At 69.7% G+C, this 17,613-nt stretch carries 23 protein-coding genes; 12 read left to right on the top strand and 11 right to left on the bottom strand.

Features of this window, described 5'->3' with window-relative positions; translation table 11 throughout:
• The coding region (locus JWP54_RS09280; protein WP_297370803.1) for an EVE domain-containing protein at positions 1-350 on the bottom strand (350 nt) is incomplete at its 3' end.
• Positions 351-396: 46 nt separating this feature from the next.
• On the opposite strand from JWP54_RS09280, the gene JWP54_RS09275 reads away from it, so the two are divergent.
• From JWP54_RS09275 to JWP54_RS09255, 5 genes are all read left to right on the top strand, one after another.
• Positions 397-948 (top strand): hypothetical protein, encoded by a 552-nt coding sequence (locus tag JWP54_RS09275; protein WP_297370801.1) that lies wholly within the window; start codon positions 397-399, stop codon positions 946-948.
• Between the two features lie 4 nt (positions 949-952).
• On the top strand, positions 953-1,588 hold the full coding sequence (locus tag JWP54_RS09270; protein ID WP_297370799.1) for a DUF1684 domain-containing protein: 636 nt from the start codon (positions 953-955) through the stop codon (positions 1,586-1,588).
• A gap of 312 nt (positions 1,589-1,900) precedes the next feature.
• Positions 1,901-3,433, top strand: coding sequence for a DEAD/DEAH box helicase (locus tag JWP54_RS09265; protein WP_297370797.1), 1,533 nt, complete (start codon positions 1,901-1,903; stop codon positions 3,431-3,433).
• 160 nt (positions 3,434-3,593) lie between these two features.
• Positions 3,594-4,109 carry a GNAT family N-acetyltransferase gene (locus JWP54_RS09260; protein ID WP_297370795.1) on the top strand — a complete coding sequence of 172 codons (516 nt, stop codon included), beginning with the start codon at positions 3,594-3,596 and terminating at the stop codon, positions 4,107-4,109.
• Between the two features lie 30 nt (positions 4,110-4,139).
• Entirely contained in the window at positions 4,140-5,105 is a 966-nt protein-coding gene (locus tag JWP54_RS09255) for a nucleoside hydrolase (protein ID WP_297370793.1), read from the top strand.
• 34 nt (positions 5,106-5,139) lie between these two features.
• Here the strand turns inward: JWP54_RS09255 and JWP54_RS09250 are convergent, their stop codons facing one another.
• Positions 5,140-5,727 (bottom strand): NUDIX hydrolase family protein, encoded by a 588-nt coding sequence (locus JWP54_RS09250; protein ID WP_265400085.1) that lies wholly within the window; start codon positions 5,725-5,727, stop codon positions 5,140-5,142.
• Positions 5,728-5,860: 133 nt separating this feature from the next.
• On the opposite strand from JWP54_RS09250, the gene JWP54_RS09245 reads away from it, so the two are divergent.
• Positions 5,861-6,523 (top strand): dienelactone hydrolase family protein, encoded by a 663-nt coding sequence (locus JWP54_RS09245; RefSeq protein WP_297370789.1) that lies wholly within the window; start codon positions 5,861-5,863, stop codon positions 6,521-6,523.
• Positions 6,524-6,545: 22 nt separating this feature from the next.
• On the opposite strand, the gene JWP54_RS09240 is transcribed toward JWP54_RS09245, so the two are convergent.
• Positions 6,546-6,986, bottom strand: coding sequence for a DUF5997 family protein (locus JWP54_RS09240; RefSeq protein WP_297370786.1), 441 nt, complete (start codon positions 6,984-6,986; stop codon positions 6,546-6,548).
• 107 nt (positions 6,987-7,093) lie between these two features.
• On the opposite strand from JWP54_RS09240, the gene JWP54_RS09235 reads away from it, so the two are divergent.
• Positions 7,094-7,885, top strand: a complete 792-nt coding sequence (locus tag JWP54_RS09235) for a LysR family substrate-binding domain-containing protein (RefSeq protein ID WP_297370783.1) — start codon at positions 7,094-7,096, stop codon at positions 7,883-7,885.
• Positions 7,886-7,894: 9 nt separating this feature from the next.
• Here JWP54_RS09235 and JWP54_RS09230 read toward each other — a convergent pair whose 3' ends face one another.
• From JWP54_RS09230 to JWP54_RS09210, 5 genes are read right to left on the bottom strand one after another with little or no spacing between them, the layout of a single operon-like run.
• On the bottom strand, positions 7,895-8,527 hold the full coding sequence (locus JWP54_RS09230) for a GyrI-like domain-containing protein (protein WP_297370780.1): 633 nt from the start codon (positions 8,525-8,527) through the stop codon (positions 7,895-7,897).
• Positions 8,524-8,946, bottom strand: a complete 423-nt coding sequence (locus JWP54_RS09225; RefSeq protein ID WP_297370777.1) for a VOC family protein — start codon at positions 8,944-8,946, stop codon at positions 8,524-8,526. Before JWP54_RS09225 ends, JWP54_RS09230 begins: the two co-directional genes overlap by 4 nt.
• Positions 8,943-9,329 (bottom strand): VOC family protein, encoded by a 387-nt coding sequence (locus JWP54_RS09220; protein WP_297370772.1) that lies wholly within the window; start codon positions 9,327-9,329, stop codon positions 8,943-8,945. The genes JWP54_RS09225 and JWP54_RS09220 overlap by 4 nt, the downstream gene beginning before the upstream one ends.
• A 42-nt stretch (positions 9,330-9,371) precedes the next feature.
• Positions 9,372-10,214, bottom strand: a complete 843-nt coding sequence (locus tag JWP54_RS09215; protein WP_297370768.1) for an ABC transporter permease — start codon at positions 10,212-10,214, stop codon at positions 9,372-9,374.
• Positions 10,211-11,206 (bottom strand): ATP-binding cassette domain-containing protein, encoded by a 996-nt coding sequence (locus JWP54_RS09210; RefSeq protein ID WP_297370765.1) that lies wholly within the window; start codon positions 11,204-11,206, stop codon positions 10,211-10,213. Before JWP54_RS09210 ends, JWP54_RS09215 begins: the two co-directional genes overlap by 4 nt.
• A gap of 95 nt (positions 11,207-11,301) precedes the next feature.
• On the opposite strand from JWP54_RS09210, the gene JWP54_RS09205 reads away from it, so the two are divergent.
• Positions 11,302-11,943, top strand: a complete 642-nt coding sequence (locus JWP54_RS09205) for a TetR/AcrR family transcriptional regulator (RefSeq protein WP_297370762.1) — start codon at positions 11,302-11,304, stop codon at positions 11,941-11,943.
• Positions 11,944-11,955: 12 nt separating this feature from the next.
• Here JWP54_RS09205 and JWP54_RS09200 read toward each other — a convergent pair whose 3' ends face one another.
• Both JWP54_RS09200 and JWP54_RS09195 read right to left on the bottom strand, forming a co-directional pair.
• Positions 11,956-12,981 (bottom strand): hypothetical protein, encoded by a 1,026-nt coding sequence (locus JWP54_RS09200; protein ID WP_297370759.1) that lies wholly within the window; start codon positions 12,979-12,981, stop codon positions 11,956-11,958.
• A 46-nt stretch (positions 12,982-13,027) separates the two neighbouring features.
• A complete protein-coding gene (locus JWP54_RS09195) occupies positions 13,028-14,044 on the bottom strand; it encodes a hypothetical protein (protein WP_297370756.1) in 1,017 nt (338 codons plus the stop codon).
• Between the two features lie 193 nt (positions 14,045-14,237).
• Between JWP54_RS09195 and JWP54_RS09190 the strand changes: the two genes are divergently transcribed.
• The 3 genes from JWP54_RS09190 (at position 14,238) to JWP54_RS09180 (ending at position 16,481) form a co-directional block, all read left to right on the top strand.
• Positions 14,238-14,918 carry a potassium channel family protein gene (locus tag JWP54_RS09190; protein WP_297370753.1) on the top strand — a complete coding sequence of 227 codons (681 nt, stop codon included), beginning with the start codon at positions 14,238-14,240 and terminating at the stop codon, positions 14,916-14,918.
• 201 nt (positions 14,919-15,119) lie between these two features.
• A complete protein-coding gene (locus tag JWP54_RS09185) occupies positions 15,120-15,620 on the top strand; it encodes a CarD family transcriptional regulator (protein ID WP_297370750.1) in 501 nt (166 codons plus the stop codon).
• 21 nt (positions 15,621-15,641) lie between these two features.
• Positions 15,642-16,481 (top strand): endo alpha-1,4 polygalactosaminidase, encoded by an 840-nt coding sequence (locus JWP54_RS09180; protein WP_297370748.1) that lies wholly within the window; start codon positions 15,642-15,644, stop codon positions 16,479-16,481.
• 9 nt (positions 16,482-16,490) lie between these two features.
• Here JWP54_RS09180 and JWP54_RS09175 read toward each other — a convergent pair whose 3' ends face one another.
• A complete protein-coding gene (locus JWP54_RS09175; RefSeq protein WP_297370745.1) occupies positions 16,491-16,979 on the bottom strand; it encodes an SRPBCC domain-containing protein in 489 nt (162 codons plus the stop codon).
• 190 nt (positions 16,980-17,169) lie between these two features.
• Between JWP54_RS09175 and JWP54_RS09170 the strand changes: the two genes are divergently transcribed.
• Entirely contained in the window at positions 17,170-17,577 is a 408-nt protein-coding gene (locus JWP54_RS09170; RefSeq protein WP_297370743.1) for a hypothetical protein, read from the top strand.
• Positions 17,578-17,613 lie beyond the last annotated feature (36 nt).

Here is a 17,613-nt window from a genome sequence, read left to right as displayed (position 1 = left end):
TGCCGGCCCCAGTCGGGGTCGTCGCGGGTGAGGTCGAGCACCGTGAGCAGCGGCCGGATCGACGCGGGCACGGCATCCGGGTCGTAGGCCACCCGGCGCCGCCACGGCCGGTACTCGCTGCCGGAGTCGCCCACCTGCACCACCACGTTGTCGCTCACGTAGCCGATCGCGGTGAACTGGCGCAGCCGCTCGCCCTCGAATTCGGTCTTCGGCGAGTAGTAGACCAGCCCGTCGGACTCGTTCATGCTCTCGAGAGTGTCGCGGGCGGCGTAGTTCATCTGGGCCAGGCCCATGGCGACGCTGCGCAGCACGTATTCCTGCTGCACCACGCCGAGCCAATACCGAATCATCAGGTACTAGTTGTAGTGCATCACCCCGACACCACAGACTGGGGTCATGCGCGTACTGCTGAAAGAGATCCTCGATTGCCCGCCGGATGCCGCCTGGCGGGCGCTGGCCAGCCCCGCCGTGTTCCGCGAGGTGAGCGGCCCGCTGATGGGCGTGGAGTCCCTCGAAACCACCGGGTTCCCCACCCAGTGGGAGCCCGGCGAACACCCCGTGGCCATGAGCGGTCTGGGCGTGCTGCCCCTGGGGGAACAAATGATCCGCCTGAACATGCGCACCAACAAGACCGGCGTCCGGATCGTCCGCGACACCGGCAACGGGGTGTCCGGCCTGATGGCCGGGATCACACATTGGGACCACAGCATGGCCATCTCCCCCGACCCGGCCGGCACCGGCAAGACCCTCTACCGCGACCAGCTGATCTTCTCCGCCGGGCCGGCGACCCTGGCGGTGTGGCCGGGCCTGTGGGCGTTCTGGCAGCTGCGGATGCGCAAGCTCAAGGCCCTGGCCCCCAGCTGGCGGTACGACCTGGGCGCCGACGACCCCGCGTTCGTTGCCGCTGGCGCGGCCGAGCCGCCGACGGAGGGCGACGGGTTAGCCTGAACCCATGAGCACAACCATCGGAGCCTTACAGATCGCCGACTGGCGCCGCCGTGTGTTCGGCCTCTACGGCGGCGTGCGCCAGCTCAGCGTGCGCTCGCCCGCCGCGGGCCACGAGCTCTGGCGCTCCGGGCGCGATGAACTCTTCGCCGGCCATCCCGCCTCTCCCCTGCTACCAGACGACCGGGCGGCGTTCACCGGCCTCACCGTGGCCGCGTACGACCCCGACTGGCGGTTCGAGGTGGAGGTGCATCGCACCGAGGAGCCGCACCGCATCAAGGTGGAGACCGGCACCGACGGCGTGGTCCCGTTCGACCTGATCGGCTCCGTCCGCCTGCCGTACATCGGCTCGCTGGACGTGTGGCGCCTGGCCAGTTACGCCGGCGGCCTGTTCCTGCCGCTCAAGGATTCCCTGGCCGGCAAGCCCGGCGGCACCTACGGCGGCGGCCGCTACCTGCTGGACACCGTCAAGGGCGCCGACCTCGGCCCCGGCGCCGGCGACGACAGCCTGATTCTCGACTTCAACTTCGCCTACAACCCGTCCTGCGCGTACGACCCGATGTGGGCCTGCCCGTTGCCGCAGGCCGGCAACATCGTCACGGTCGAGATCCCGGTCGGCGAGCTACACACGCCCAGGGACTAGAGGCCGAAAGTCCCGGTCACCGCGCTTTTAGGCGGATTCCTCCTTGGGAAGCTTGACAGCATCCGCTAGAGTAGACCTACTTGTGAGTTCGTAGTTGCGCTCACTGCGTCGTAGAACGCCCTCTTCTTATTGATGGCCGCACGTGCGAGTAAGACTTTCACGGCTGTGCAGCCCGCTCGATTTCCGAATGAAACTTTCTTACGGCGAACGGATGTGCCCATCGGCACCTTCGCCATGTGAATCCTCCTGGCTCCGGCTCTCGCTCTCGCGATGAACGGTTCGAGTGAGGTCTGATGCCCGAAAGGCACCACTTTGTCTGAAACTTCCTTTGGCGCGCTCGGCGTGCCCGCTCCCCTCGTTGCCGTGCTCACCTCGCAGGGCATCGACAGCCCGTTCCCGATCCAGGTCGACACCCTGCCCGACACCCTCAAGGGCCGCGACGTCCTGGGCCGCGGCAAGACCGGCTCCGGCAAGACCCTCGCGTTCTCCATCCCGATGGTGTCGCGCCTCGGCGGCAAGCTCGCCGGCGGCAAGCGTCGCCCGGGCCGCCCGCTCGGCCTGATCCTCGCTCCGACCCGCGAGCTGGCCACCCAGATCACCGCCGCCCTCACCCCGCTGGCCGAGGCCTACGGCCTGAACACCACCACGATCTTCGGCGGCGTCTCGCAGAACCGCCAGGTCGCCGCGCTCAAGGCCGGCGTCGACATCGTCGTCGCCTGCCCCGGCCGCCTCGAGGACCTCATGAAGCAGGGCTTCGTGAACCTCGATTCCGTCGAGATCACCGTGCTCGACGAGGCCGACCACATGGCCGACCTGGGCTTCCTGCCCGTCGTCACCCGCATCCTGGACAAGACCCCCTCCAGCGGCCAGCGCCTGCTGTTCTCCGCCACGCTCGACAACGGCGTGGACAAGATCGTGCGCCGGTTCCTGCACAACGAGGTTCTGCACTCCGTCGACGAGGCCACCAGCCACGTCTCCGCGATGACCCACCACGTGTTCGAGGTCGACGGCGCCGACAGCAAGAAGGAGCTCATCGAGAAGCTCGCGTCCGGCTCCGGCCGCCGCATCCTCTTCATGCGCACCAAGCACCACGCCAAGAAGCTGGCCAAGGCGCTCACCGACGCAGGCATCCCGTCCGTTGACCTGCACGGCAACCTGTCGCAGGTGGCCCGTGACCGCAACCTCGCCGCGTTCAGCGCCGGCACCGTGAAGGTGCTCGTCGCCACCGACGTCGCCGCCCGCGGCGTGCACGTGGACGACATCGAGCTCGTCATCCACGTGGACCCGCCCGCCGAGCACAAGGCGTACCTGCACCGCTCGGGCCGCACCGCCCGCGCCGGCAGCGCCGGTGACGTCGTCACCATCGTGCTGCCCGCACAGAAGCGCGACACCGACCAACTCCTGCGCAAGGCCGCCATCACGGTGACCCCGCAGCGGGTCAACGCCAACTCCCCCGCCGTGATCGCCCTCACCGGCGACGTGGCCGCGTACGTCAAGCCGGTTCCGCGCGTCGAGCAGCCGCACGGCCAGTCGCAGGGCGGCCGCTCGCAGGGCGCCAACGCCCAGCGCAAGCGCGTCAATCGTGACGACCGTGACAACGGCGGCCGCGGTTCGCGCGACTCCGGTGGCCGCGGCGGCCGTGGCGGCGACGCTGTTGCCGCCGGTGGTTCGCGTCACGAGCGCGGCGAGCGTCCGGCGTCGGCCGGTCGCAGCCACGCCCCCCGCACCGGCGGCTCCGGCGGCTCCGGCCGCTCCGGTGGCCTGCAGGTCGGCGGCCTGGTTCGCGGCTCCGGTTCCACCGGTGGCGGCGCCCGCCGCTCGGCTCCGCGCCGCGCGCAGGGCTAAGCGCCCGGCAGCATCCGCACGACCCGCACGGGCCGGCTCCTCCGGGGGCCGGCCCGTGCCGCGGTTAATGGCCCCATGGGCCGCGGTCCGGGGCGCCGCGCGGGGCACGCGGTGCGGGCGATGGTCAGGGACGGGGGCCGGCCGGGCTTAGGGTCGAAGTATGAACACCACCGTTGTTGTTCGGCCCGTCACCGAGACGGATGCCGAAAGCCTCGGCCGCGTCCACGCGGCCTGTTGGCACGAGACCTATGACCACCTGCTCAGCAAGGCCGTCCTCGCCCAGTTGCATCCCGAGCGTTTCACCGCCATGTGGCGCCGTTTCACCGTCCAGGGACCCGACTACCGCCAGGTGGTCGCCGAGGTCGACGGCGAGATCGTCGGCTTCGCCGGCAGCGGCCCCGGCCGGGACGAGGGCAAGCCCACCCCGCACCAGCTGTACTTCATCTATCTGCTGGATGCCTTCCACGGCACCGGTATCGGCCAGCAGCTCTTCGACGCAGTCGTGGACCCCGGCCCCACCTACCTGTGGGTGGCCGCCGACAACCCCCGCGCCCACCGTTTCTACACCCGCAACGGCTACGTGCCCGACGGTGTGGAGAAGGACGAGGAGATCCTCGGCGAACCGATCCACGAGGTACGGCTGGTGCGCGAGATGCACCTGGTGCCCACGGAATAGGTTGCGGCCGGCCGCCGATAAACTGGGCCGATGCCTACGATTCCCATCATCCTCGACGTCGACACCGGCGTCGATGACGCCCTCGCCATCCTGTTCGCTGTTGCGCACCCCGACATCGAGGTGCTCGGCATCAGCTGCGTCGCCGGGAACGCCTCGCTCGAGCGGGTCGTGGAGAACACCCTGCGCGTGCTCGACGTGGCCGGCGCGCCCGCCATCCCGGTGGCCGCCGGCGCCCGCCGGCCGCTGATCTCGCCGGCCCGCTCGGCGTCGCACGTTCACGGCGAGGGCGGCTTGGGCACGGTGCACCTGCCGCCGGGCGAGCGCACACCCGAGCCGGTGAATGCCATCGAGCTGATGCGCCGGCTGATCACCGACAGCCCCCGCCCGGTGACCCTGGTGGCCCTGGCACCACAGACGAACCTGGCGTTGCTGTTGCGGCAGTACCCCGACCTGGCCGAGAACATTGAGCGCATCGTGTTCATGGGCGGCTCGGCCAGCACCGGCAACGCCACCGCCGTGGCCGAGTTCAACGTGTGGCACGACCCCGAAGCGGCTGCGATCGTGCTGGATGCCGGTATCCCCACCTTCATGTACGGGCTGGATGTCTTCAACCAGGTGAGCGTAGACCGCGAGGTGGCCGCCGCGCTGGAGGCCGGCGACTCCGCCTACGGCCGGGTGGTGGGCGCGTTGCTGGCCAACCGGGTGGCCCGCAGTGAGTCCGGCTCGGCCGAGTACTCCGGGCTGATCGGCGACGCCGGCGCGCTCTGCGCGCTGGTGGACCCGGAGGCCTTGGCGACCCGGCTGCTGCCCGTGCGGGTGGAGCTGACCGGATACGGCCGTGGTCAAACCATCGTCGACCAGCGCCGCCGGGTGGGCGAAGACATCGTGCACGGCACAGCCGGCACCTGGGAAATTGCCGAGGTGGCCCTCGACGTGGACGCACCGCGCTACGTGCGGTTGTTCCTCGACACGCTGGGCCTGTCCGCCCCCGGGTAGGGGCTCACGGTTCGGGAGGAGGGGGTGAGCGGCGTCAGCGCAGGGCGCCGACCGAGGCCAGGGCCATCCGCAGCAGGCCGCCGCGGCCGCCTTCCATTTCGGCCGAGACGGCGTCCGTCGCCGCCTCTTCCGGGGTCATCCAGGTAAGTTCGAGGGCGTCCTGGCGGGGATCGCAGGTGCCGGTGACGGGCACGACGTAGGCCAGCGAGACGGCGTGCTGGCGGTCATCCGTGAAGGCGGTGATGCCGGGCATCGGGAAGTACTCGGCGACCGAGTACGGCACCGGGCTTGGCGGCAGCTGCGGGAACGCCATCGGGCCGAGGTCCTTCTCGAGGTGGCGGAACAGCGCGTCGCGCAGGGTCTCGCCGTAGAGCACCCGTCCGGAGACCAGGGTACGGGTCATCTTGCCCTCCGGAGTGGCGCGCAGCAGCACGCCGACCTCGACGACCTGACCCAGTCCGTCGACCCGCACGGGCACGGCCTCGACGTAGAGCAGCGGCAGCCGCTGGCGGATCTCGGCGAGTTCGACGTCGGTCAGCCAGCCCGGGTTGGTGCTGGGCGGCGGAGCATCATCCCCACCATTCGTCCAGTCCGGGTCGGGGTCAGGGGTGCGCACGCTCATAGTTCATTGTGTCCCACCGCGCGCCCGGATGCATCCCAAGCCGCCGCCGAGCCGGAAGAACAGCCCCGGGTTCTCCGGTTTTTCGGGGTCGTGCCCACGGTTCGCTGGCGGGGAGGCACCGTAGGCTTGACCCATGGACAGCAGCAGCATCAGGCCCGCGACGATCGACCCGGACGCCGTTTTGTGGTCGGCCGCGGCCGCCGACCGGGTGGGGCGGCCGCTGCTCCTGATCCTGCACGGTTACGGCTCCCACGAGGGCGACCTGTTCTCGTTGGCCCCGCACCTCCCGTTGCAGCCGTCCATCGCCGCGTTGCGGGCCCCACTGCCGGCCGGGCAGGGCTGGTCGTGGTTCCCGATCGACGTGCCCGGCGACCCGGTCGGTGACGCCCTCGACGCGGCCGCCCTCGGGATCCTCGAGTGGCTGGACGCCCTGCCGGAGCAGCCCACTTCGATCGGCCTGCTCGGGTTCTCCCAGGGTGGCGCGATGACCCTGCAGCTGATGCGGCACGCGCCGGAACGGTTCGCATTCGCGGTGCAGTTGTCGGGCTTCATCGCCGGCGGCACGCATCCGGGTGATGCGCGCCTGGCCCAGGTGAAGCCGCCCGTGTTCTGGGGCCGCGGCACGCTCGACCCGGTGATCCCCGAAGCAGCGGTGGCACGCACCCAGGCCTGGCTGCCGGGGCACTGCACCCTCACCGAGCGCATCTATGAGGGGCTGGGCCACTCGATCGCGCAGGCCGAACTCGGCGAGATCGTCACGTTCCTGCGGAAGCAGTACCCGGTTCCGGCGGCCTGACGCCTCGCATCCGCCGCCGAAACTAGAGCAGCTTGCGGCCGGCCTCTTCGTTCTGGGCGATCTGACGCTCGATGTGCGCCTTCTTGCGCGCCTTCTCGGCGTCGCGGTCCTTGACGCGGATCTGCTCCTCGCGGACCTCGAACTGGGTGGCGCGCTCGGTGACGAGCCACGCCGGCGGCGCCTTGAGCAGCGCCTGGATCTCGGCGCTGGTCAGGGGTTCGGTGACGCCACCGCGCACCAGCCCGGAGATCGAGACGCCGAGCTTGGCGGCGACGACCTGCTTGGGGTGCGGACCGTTGGCGCGCAGGTCGGTGAGCCACTCGGGCGGGTTCGCCTCGAGGGCGGCCAGCTCGGTGCGCGACACCGGGGCGGACTGGAACTCTTCGGGTGCTGCTTCGAGCAGAATCCCAAGCTTCTGGGCGGCCGTGGCCGGCTTCATGGTCTGGGGCTTCTTCTCGCTCATTGTTCCAGCGTATAGCCTGAGAGCACTATGGTTTCGGTGTCGTCTGCCCGCCCGCACCGTGCACACCACCAGCCCACCCGTGAAAAACGCAGAACGAGAGGATGCCGGTGACTTTTTCCATTGCCTTCGTCGCCGGGGTCACCCCCACCAAATGGACCCGCATCTGGGAGTCCCGCCGCCCGGAGACCCCGCTCGACGTCTTCCGCACCGGCGCCGCCGACCAGGAGACCGTGCTGCGGGACAATCGTGCCGACGTGAGCCTGGTGCGGCTGCCGATCAACGAAGAGGGCCTGAGCCTGATCGCCCTGTACAACGAAATTCCCGTGGTCGTCGTCGCGAAGGACCATTTCGTGGCGGATGCCGACAGTGTGGTCGTCGCCGACCTCGTCGACGAGCACCTGCTGCAGGACCCCGACGAGGTGCCGGAATGGCGCGACGCCGCGGTGGAGGTGCGGGACGGCAGCCGACGGCCGCTGCCGCCGATGCGCGACATGGACGAGACCATGGAGTTGGTCGCCGCGGGGGTGGGCATCGTCATCCTGCCGCACTCCGTGGCCCGGCTGCACAGCCGCAAGGACGTCGTCTCGAAGCCGGTGGAGGACACCGCCGAAAGCCGCATCGCCCTGGCCTGGCGCACCGAGGACACCACCCCCGACGTGGAGGAGTTCATCGGCATCGTGCGCGGTCGCACCCGCGACAGCTCCCGCACCAACGCCGTCGCCGCCGGCGACGAGCCGGTGAAGAAGGAAAAGAAGACCGCTAAGGCCAAGGCCGCGGCGAAGGCCGTGCGCGCCGCCGCGGCCGCCGCGAAGCCGGCCACACCGCGGAAGACGCAGAGCGCCGGACGCACCCGCAATTCGCCCAGCCCGCAGGCCGGCAAACGCCGCGGCGGCCGCTGACCCGACGGGTTACGCGGGCCGCACCGGCTGTCGCACCACCGTTTTGAGTTCCTCCGGCGCGGCGCGGCGCGGGTCGCCGAGGTACACCTCGTGGTGCTTGCCGCGCTCGCGCAACCCCTCGGCGGGCAACACCTCGCCGTGCAACCGCGCCAGCGCCGGCGCCTCCTCGTCGTAGGAGCCCACGTGCAGCAGCTGCATGCACTGCCCCTCGTCGAGCCGCACGATGCGCACCCGGTCCAGGCCCGGCAGCGCCTTCTTCGTGGTGCGTGCCGCCGCGATCGCGTCGTGGACCTCGGCGTCGCTCGCCCAGTCGGGCAGGCAGATCAGCATGGTCCAGCTCCACGCGGCCTTGTCCCGCGCCACGAAGACGGCGTCGTCGTCGGCGTACCAGAGGCCTTCGAGCGGCCCCACCACCGAGTCGCGGCCGGCGCGCTTGCCCGCGGACTTGAGGGTGTACGCCACCGCGTAGAGCGCCTCAACGGCTTCGACGTAGGCCGGTGCGGCATTGGGGTCGCCAGACCCGTCCACCGCGAGGAAGCGTTGCGGCGGCACCGTCACCGATTCCCAGTCCCGATTCTTCGGGGCGTACAGCGCCCGCAGGGCGCGCTTCACGTCGGAGGGCGCCGCCACCACCTCGGTCACGATTCGTTCTGCAGCACGGAGAAGATGTTGCCGGCCGGATCGGTGAACCACGCGATCCGCGGACCGTACTCGCCACCACCGGCGATGCCGCGATCATCCTGTCCGAAGCCGTCGTAGCGAAGGAATTCGACGCCCCGCTCGGCGAGCGCATCCACCACTCGCTCGATGTCGTCCACTTCGAGGTTGAGGATGGTGAATCCCGCCGGCGTGTGGTCGTCCTTCGGGTATACGAACACGTCGGTACCGCCGGGCAGGGTGAGGCGCAGTGAGCCGATCCCCCCGTCGCCGGCGTCGAGGCCGAGCACCTCCCGGTAGAAAGTGCCGGCAGCCTCGATGTCCGGCACCGCGAATCCGCTGAAACCGTGCTTGTAGGTCACGTGCGTTGTGGTGGCCATGATGGTCTTCTTCTCTCCAGTCATTCCTGCATGATCGCGATGATAGTGCCGGCCGGGTCGGCGAACCAGCCGCCGGTCGGCATGCCCTCCCCGCGTGCGATGCCCCGATCGTCCTGCCCGAATCCCTCGTAGTGCAGCATCTCCACGCCACGTTCAGTCAGCGCATCCACGGCCGGCCCGATATCGGGAACGAGAAGGTTCATGACGGTGAACACCGCCGGCTGGTAGTCCTCCTTGGGGTAGACGAACACCCCGGTTCCATCAGGCAGGTTGAGCATCAGCATGCCCTTCATGTCAGAGACGTCGAGTCCGAGCACGTCCCCATAGAAGCTGCGAGCAACCTCCAGGTCCGGCACCGCGAAGCCGCCGAATCCGCGCTCAATGGTCAAGTTCGTTGCTGTCGCCATGATCGACTCCCTTGTCTCGGTGTGTTCTCGAACCGCGTCGCGTCAGCGCGAGGTGATAGAGGCGAACTTGCGGATGCACAGCGGCACGAACACCACGATCAGCACGACGACGCCAATGAGCACTGTAATCACAGGGTTCTGCAGCGTCCAGACATCCGGCACCGGGGCGCTGCCCTCGTTGCCGAACAGTTCGCGCGCGGCCTGCACCAGCGCCGAGACCGGGTTCAGCTCGGCGAAGACCCGCAGCGGGTCCGGCAGCGTCTCGATCGGCACGAACGCGTTGGAGACGAAGGTGATCGGGAACAGGATGATGAACGAGGCGTTGTTGATCACCTCCGGCGAGCGCACGCTCATGCCCAGCAGGGCCATCACCCAGCTGAACGCGTAGCTGAACAGCAGCAGCAGCGCCAGGCCGGCGAAGAACTCCCCCACCGACGAGTTGACCCGCCAGCCCACCAGGAAGCCGGTGGCCATCATGATGATCATCGAGATGGTGTTCAGCACCAGGTCACCGTTGGTGCGGCCGACGAGCACGGCGGAGGAGCTCATCGGCAGGCTGCGGAACCGGTCGATGATGCCGTCCTTCAGGTCCTGCGCCATGGCGGAGCCGGAGAAGGTGGACCCGAACACCACGGTCTGGGCGAAGATGCCGGCCATCAGGAATTGCACGTAATCGGTGCCCTGCACCGAGATGGCGCCGCCGTAGACCTGGCTGAACAGCAGCACGAACATGATCGGCTGGATGACCGCGAAGACGAGCATGTCGGGGGTGCGCTTGATCTTGATGAGGTTGCGCTTGGTCGTCGTCCAGCCGTCCGAGAGCCACAGCGAGAGCGGGTTCCAGTTGGATGGGGCGAGCAGGGGCCGTTCGGCCGTCGTGGTCATTTCACCTTCTCCAGTTTTTCGTCTTCGTTCTCGTCCGACGCCTTGTCGGCCTTGTGGCCGGTGAGCTTGAGGAACACGTCATCGAGGGTGGGCCGGCGCATGCCCGCGTCGTGCAGCTCCACCCCGGCGCTGCGCAGGTCCGCGAGCACGTGCTGCAGGGCGGGCGGCCCGTCGGTCACCGCCACGTCGAGGCCGCGACCGTCGCCGGATACCAGCGGTTCGCCGGCGCCGTACCGGGCCAGGACCTCGCGGCCGGCAGCGCCGTCGGCCGCGTCGACGAGGGCGATCACCACCCGGTGGCCGCCGATCTGCGCCTTCAGCTCATCCGAGGTTCCCTCGGCGATCACTCTGCCGTCGTCGATGACCGCGATGCTGTCGGCCAGCTGGTCGGCCTCCTCGAGGTATTGGGTGGTGAGCAGCACGGTTGTGCCTCGCTCGACCAGCCCGTTGATCACGCCCCACAGCGCTATCCGGCTGCGCGGGTCGAGCCCCGTGGTGGGCTCGTCCAGGAAGAGGATCTTGGGGTTGAACACCAGGGCACCGGCAAGGTCGATGCGGCGCCGCATCCCGCCGGAGAAGCCCTTCACCGGCCGGTTGCCCGCCGCGGTGAGCTCGAACAGGTCGATGAGTTCCTGCGCCCGTCGGCGGGAGGCGGCGCCGCCCAGGTGGTAGAGCCGGCCGACCATTTCCAGGTTCTCGAAGCCGGTGAGGTTCTCGTCGACAGCGGCGTACTGCCCGGACACGCCGATGATGCTGCGCACGGCCTTGGGGTTCTCGAGGACGTTGATACCGTCGACGATCGCGGTGCCGGCGTTGGGCCGGATGAGGGTGGTGAGGATCTTCACCACGGTGGTCTTGCCGGCGCCGTTCGGGCCGAGGATCGCGGTGACCGTGCCCTGTGGAACGGAGAGGTCGAGCCCGGCCAGCGCGTGCACCGGACCGCTCTTGGATTTGTAGACCTTGGTGAGCCCGGCGGCTTCGATGAATGCCATGTCATGCCCCTGCCGATTGAAGAGAATTGGATGGGTCTGGCTGTATGTGGACGATGTACACATGTAAGATCCCATGTTAACCAGATGGAGGCGACGTGACAACGGGAACCGGCGAATCAACCGTGCGAACGTCGTACCGCCACGGCGACCTGCGCCGTGCCCTGATCGAGGCGGGTGTGGACCTGGCGCGCGAGGGCGGACCGGCGGCCGTGGTGGTGCGCGAGGCGACCCGTCGAGCGGGGGTGACGCCCAACGCCGCGTACCGGCACTTCGCCGACCGGCAGGCGCTGCTGGATGCCGTCTGCTCGAGCTGCCAGGCCCTGGTCGCGCAGGCCATCGAGGCCGATCAAGCCGCCATCGCGCCGACGGACGTCGTTGAAGACGCCCGGCTCCGCTTCCGCGCCGTGGGGACCGGCTACCTCCGCTTCGCGCTCGAGGAGCCCGGCCAGTTCCAGACCGCGTTCTCGGCCTCCTCAGACATGGACAGCGCCACGACCTCTGCCCGCGCCGGCAACAGCGGCCTCACCCCGTTCCAGTTGCTCACTCGGGCCCTGGACGACCTCGTCACGGTGCGCCTGCTGCCGCCGGAGCGCCGCCCCACGGCCGAGTTCCTGGCCTGGTCTGCCGTGCACGGTCTCGCCGAACTCTTCATCGACGGACCGCTTCGCGCCCTGCCGGCACCCGTGAAGCAGACCCTCATCGTGCGGGTGATCGACATGGTGGAGAAGGGGCTGTAGAAGCCGGAGCGGTCAGGGGCCCGCAATGGTGCGGCCGGATCCCCTGGTCTGGATCGTGGCGTCGCTCAGCCAGGCCACGGTGATGTCCAGGACGACGGCCTCGGCGCCGGCCGGTACCGTCGGGTGCAGATCGGTGCTCTGCCAGAACAGGTGCAGCCCCGACCCCGGATAGGCGGCCTCGATCGCGCAGGTCGACAGGTATCCGCTGCCCTCCGGCACCACGACGAGGCACACGGTTCCGTTGGCCCCGCGCGCGGCGTAGTACGGCGAATCCGTCAGGCCGTCGGCGTCGCGGTCCGTCCATCCCGCCGAGCCCAGATAGCGGAAGGACTCGGGGTCGAACGTCTCGGGCATCGGCACCAGCGGGATATCCCTGGCGGTCTGGATCCGGTCGAAGACCCGGCCGACCTGCGCCGACTGGTCGTCCGTCGGGGTTGGGTCGCTTGCCGTCGTCGCCGGCGGTTCCCCGCCGGCCGAATTCACCGCGGTCGTGACGTTGCTGCCCAGCAGCGCCCCGAGCAGCACAGCGCCGGCCAGGCCGGCAGCCACCAGCACCCGGCCATGGGGGTGCAGCCCGGAACCCTTCTTCTCGGGCAGAGTCTCCGGCGACGGCCACGGGCCGGCCGCGTCCGGCTCCGGCCCGGCGGATGGTCCGGCGGCTGGCGCGGCGGCTCCTCCCGGCGGCTCCGCGATACCGGCGCGGGCCGCGTCGATTGCCGCTCCGATGGCCGACCGCTCCGCCGCGATGTCCGCCTGGAGCTCCAGCAGCGCCTCCGCAACGGCCCGGTCGCCGGCGGCGTCGCCGTCCGCCGCGAACACCCGGCGCTGCAGCGCGCGCAGCCGCTCCACGGGTGCCGGCCGGCCGTCGGGCGCCGGGTCATCCGGGTGCGCCTCCCACCACAGGGCGTCGAGGACCGCCAGCCGGCCGCGGTAGACCGCACCCACCGCTGTGAGGAAGGCCGGATCGTCGAGGGCCTGCCGATACGGATCATTCTCACGCTGCGCCTCTGCCACGACACTCCCGTCGTTGTTGCGCACATCCTGCCACGGGCCGGCGATTCCGGCCGCGCTAGGCCGGCCGGAGTCAACAGGGGCGGGGGAGGTCGGTGGGGCACAGGCCCCTCCGCCACGTGCGCCGGGGCGGGTCGGCCGACTCCACCTCGAACCGCCCGGCCGGGGTCCACTCGAGCACCAGATTCTGCGTATGCGGCGTCGCAGTGGCATCGACGGCGACGTCAGTGGTCCAGAAGAGCCGCATCCCGGTTTCGGCGAACTCAGCCGTGCTCACACAGGTGGATGCATGGCGGGCGTCGGTGACCATCGCCAGGAGGCACACCCGGCCGCCGGCGCCCCGGGCGACGAAATACGGGGGCTCCGCCCGGGGGCCGGCAATGTCCCAGCTCACCGACCACACCGCACGCAGCGACGACCGGTCGAAGGAGGACGGCACCGGCGTCGGTGGGATATCTGTCACAATTCGCGCGCGGTCGAAGATGGCGAGGGCCAGAACCGGGGCCTCATCGATGTCGTCCGCTGCCGTCGACGACGTCGGCGGCAGGACCGCGTCACGCGCGGGCGTCGCGGCCAGCTGGCCACCGATCACCAGGCCGACCAGGACGGCCGCGGCGAGGTAGGCCGCCAGGCGAACTCTCGCCGGGCGGCCGGGCGCGAGCGGGCCCGGCGCCACAGGCACGGGGAAAGCTGCCGGGGCCTGCACCACCGGGGGCGCGGCAGGGGCCTGCACCAACAGGGGCGCACCGACGCGGCGGCTCTCGTCGAACCGCACGGCAACGACGGCCGCGTCAATCGCCATCCGCTCCCGGGCGATCTCACTCTCCAACTCTCGCAGAGCGCCGATCACGGCGGGGTCGCCGACGGCATCGGCATCCGCGGCGAACACCCGCCGCTGCAGGTCCCGGACCCGCGCCTGGGGCGCGGCCGTGCCGCTGGGCGCGGTGTCGTCCGGATGCGACGCCCACCACAGCGCGTCGAGGACAGCCCAGCTCCCCCGGTGTGCAGCGCGTACCGCCTCGAGGAACAGCGGATCACGCACCGCCCGTTCGAAGGCGTCGTCCCTCGGGCCCGGCACCGGTACAACCATGATCGGGCACCTCCTGACCACGGCCAGAGGGCTCCTGCGCTGAGCGGGGTGGAGTCCAGTCACCGTCCTGCACATTTTGGCACGATGGTCGTGTTCCAGCCCCCTTTGATGGGGTGAAAAAGCACCCAACCGGTAGAGTTCCATGCCGGCGGCCGTCCTTGGCGTGCCACAGTGCCGGTTGCAAGATGCCCGCATGATCACCACCGAGAGGCGGCCGGACCGGTGGGGTGGCCCGCGCCAGGCGCACTGGCAGCAGGCCACGGACTGGCCCCTCAGCATCGCGGCCCTGGTCTTCCTGGCCGCCTACTCGGTCGTGGTCATCGCCCCCGTCGACCTGGCGACCGCGGGCGTCCTCAGGCTGCTGATCCTGGTCACCTGGGCGCTCTTCCCGGTGAGCTACGTCGTGAACCTCGCCCTCGCAACGCACCCCTGGCAGTGGGCGAGGCGGCATCCGCTGGCTCTGCTCTTCGTGCTGCTCCCCTTGCTGCGCCCGCTGCGACTGCTCCGGGTGATCGCTCACAGCAGCGTCTTCCAGTCCTCCGCCGGCGCCGCGTTTCGCGCCCGGGTACTGGTCTACCTCGCCAGCGCCGCGGTGCTGGTCACCTATATCGCCGCATTGGCTGTGCTCCAAGCCGAGCGGAACGACCCCGCCGCGAACATCACCTCGTTCGGCGACTCGCTCTGGTGGGCGGCGGTGACCGTGACGACGGTCGGCTACGGGGACTTCACGCCGGTGACCGTGCGGGGGCGCGCCATCGCCACCGGCCTGATGCTGGGCGGCGTGGCCGTGCTCGGTGTGCTCACCGCGACGCTGTCGTCCTGGATCGTGCAACGGGTCACCGAACTCGAGAAGGACGGCTCCGGTAACGAATAGGGCCAGCGAGGCGGGAATGATACACTCTCTGAATACCCTTAACGAACCGCTGTGCCATTTTCAGTCGCATGCTGTACCCGGTGATCCGCCCCGAGTGCGTCCAATCGGCTGTCGCAGCACCGCGGTGGAGCACGTCCGCGCCCGGCGCTGACGTTCGGGTGATACGTCAACCACGCTCAAAGAATTATGAGGCTGCATCAGATGATTTTCGAAGTCGGCGAGACCGTCGTCTATCCCCACCACGGCGCAGCAACGATCACCGCGGTCGACACCCGCACGATCAAGGGTGTCGAGAAGCGGTACATCACGCTCACCGTGCACCAGAGTGATCTGGCCATCAACCTGCCCATCGACAACGCCGAGCTCGTCGGCGTTCGCGACGTCATCGACGCCGCCGGTGTCGAGGCCGTCTTCGACGTGCTCCGCAGCGAGGTCGAGGAAGAGCCCAGCAACTGGTCGCGCCGGTACAAGGCCAACACCGAGAAGATGGGCAGCGGCAGCGTCTACCGCGTCAGCGAGGTCGTTCGCGACCTGTGGCGCCGCGACCGCATCTCCGGCGTCTCCGCCGGCGAGAAGCGGATGCTCATCAAGGCCCGCCAGGTGCTCGTCTCCGAGCTCGCGCTCGCGCAGAAGTCCACCGAAGAAGAAGCCTTCGTCACCCTCGACGACGTGCTGAACGCCAGCGTCGCCGAGGTCGCCTAACCTCTCGCCCGCGGCATGCGGATGACCAGCCGCACATCCCCCGGGCGACAGGTGTCGCCCGGGCTGGTGCCCGTGCTGGTCACGGCGCTGCTCCTGGGCAGCTGCGCGGCGCCCGCGCCGGCAGCCCCGGCGGCCCCGCCCGCCCTGCCACCCGCCGGGGTCGGTCTGGACTATCAGCTCGGCGGCGCATACGACCCGCCGGCCGGCGTCGGCGTCATCGTGCGCGACAGCACCGAATCACCCGCCGCCGGCTTGTATTCGGTCTGCTACCTGAACGGGTTCCAGACCCAACCGGCCGACTCGGAGCGGGTCCTGACCGACTCCCCCGACCTGGTCCTCACCGACGGCGGCGAGCCCGTCCGCGACGAGAACTGGCCGGACGAGTTCCTGTACGACACGAGCACCGCCCAGTCCCGCTCCGCCATCGCCGCACTGCTGCTGCCGGCGATCACGGCCTGTGCCCGCGACGGCTTCGACGCCGTGGAGATCGACAATCTCGACTCGTTCACCCGATCGGCCGGTCTGCTCACCGTGGATGACAACCTCGCCCTGGCGGGCCTGTTCGTGGCGGGCGCGCACGCCGCCGGCCTCGCCATCGGACAGAAGAACGCCGCCGAGCTGGCGGGCGAGCTGGCCGGCACGTTCGATTTCGCCGTCGTGGAGGAGTGCGACCGCTGGCAGGAATGCGGGCTGTACACCGGGGCCTACGGCGACCAGGTGTGGGCGATCGAGTACGCGGACGACCTTCGGCTGGACTTCGCGTCGGCCTGCGCCGAACCGGGCCGGCCGCGGTCGATGATCTTGCGCGACCGCGACCTCGTGGCCGCCGGCGCCCCCGGCTACGTGTACTCACGCTGCTGACGGGCTCGTTCAGGCTCGCGTGGCGGTCCGCCGCTCCGGCCGGGTCCGGAGCAAGGCATCGAGTTTGCCGAACGACTGCCGCCAGCCCACTGCGCCCTTATCGCTCAGCTCCTCCGGGAAAGGTCCCTGCACGATGCGCAGCAGGGTGCCGTCGCCGTCGGGGGTGAACTCGATGCTCAGGACGAGGCGGGTGCCGTCCCGCACCCCCGGCATCCCCCTCGCATCCTCGTACCCGACGAGCCTGGCGTTCTCGTCCACCTCGGTGAAGACGGAGTCGACGGGCGAGGTGATGGCCGGGTTGTCGTTGTTCACCATGACCAGGCGCCAGTAACCGCCGGGCCTGGCGTCGACGCGCACGGTGGAGCGGGGCACGTGGAACCCGAGCGGGCCGAACCACTCGGCGAGTTGCTCCGGATCGGTGAAGGCCCGGTACACCCGGTCGGGCGGCGCGTCGAAATACCGTTCGAGCCGCATTTGCGTGATGGTTTGTTGAGACATCGGTGACGTCCTCTCCGGCATCCGGGTGGTGCCGACACGTTGACTATGCGCGCACCCGTCAGAACTGGCAAGGTGTTGATTCTTCGCGGTTCACCGGGCGGATGCGCCGCCGGACCAATCCGCCGGCCCGAGGGTGGCGAACCAGTAGTGCGAGGCGATCCGGCCTCCGGTCAACCACCAGGAGCTCCCCATGCGTTTCATTCCCACCAAAGTGCACGCCGTTCTCGACTATGTCGTGGCCGTCGCCCTCATTTTCGCCCCGACCATCTTCATGTTCGAGGAGGTCGGCGGCGCCGCCGTCATCATCCCCCGCGTCCTCGGCGTGGGGCTCATCCTCTACAGCCTCTTGACCCGATACGAGCTCGGCCTGGTCAAGGTCATCGGCATGCCGGTGCACCTGGTCTTCGACGTGCTGGCCTCGGTCTTCCTGATCGCCTCGCCGTTCCTGTTCGGCTTCGCCGACGAGGCCCCGAACGCGTGGGTCCCTCACATCGCTGTCGGCATCGCCGTGATCCTGGTCGTGCTCTGCTCCAAGAGCCAGCCCGGCGCCAGCGTGACCGACACCCGCACCAAGTCCCACGCCACCACCGCAGCCTGACCCGTCCCCCGGGATGACTGGCCCATTTCCGCTAGT

Origin of the sequence: Cryobacterium sp., assembly GCF_025463825.1 — a bacterium.
Classification (GTDB): Bacteria; Actinomycetota; Actinomycetes; order Actinomycetales; family Microbacteriaceae; genus Cryobacterium.
This window is presented reverse-complemented; position numbering and strand designations above follow the sequence as displayed.